Annotated in this window: 1 protein-coding gene; it reads left to right on the plus strand. The window is 33.1% G+C overall.

All coding sequences use genetic code 11. The annotated features are described in order from the left end of the window. Window positions 1-338 precede the first annotated feature (338 nt). Window positions 339-519, plus strand: a 181-nt coding sequence (locus tag ACQY5W_RS13610; RefSeq protein ID WP_428025506.1) for a hypothetical protein, incomplete at its 3' end; no start/stop codon positions are given.

A 519-nucleotide genomic window follows, 5' to 3' on the forward strand; every position in this document is an offset into this window, starting at 1 on the left:
CCTTGTTGGTCACAGAACTTTTAACAAAATCGATTAAGCATGGATTACGTATTTATCTGAAGCATACCAACATGGCAGTATCACAAAGTAAGTTGGGAAAGGCAAGTTTTAAGTGCATCTCTAGCACCTCTAATCTATTTTGACAGCATTTGATGGCAACTAATTGAGGAAGTTAAAAAATTATCATGAAGTTTATAAAGTATTAGGAACCTTTTTTACTTCAAACTGTAACAAAAAATAAATATTGACTGGCCTTTAAAATGCTTACACGTTTATTTGACTTGAAATGATGTATTTCATAAAAGTTATGCAATTTTATGAATAGGTATTAGGTAGAGTTGATAAAAATTGTCATTTTTCTTTTGCACTTCAGCCATAAAAGTGTAGATGATATCCTTATAAAGGTCAGATATGAGATAGCAAAATTTACTTTATACATGCATATCCCAACTCTCGGAATCGCTGGAACAAATGGGAAGTGGGAGGGCATTGAGGATAATCTCTGGAACGCAGGAACTC

Source organism: Arcobacter sp. (genome assembly GCF_050300555.1).
Lineage (GTDB): Bacteria > Campylobacterota > Campylobacteria > Campylobacterales > Arcobacteraceae > Arcobacter.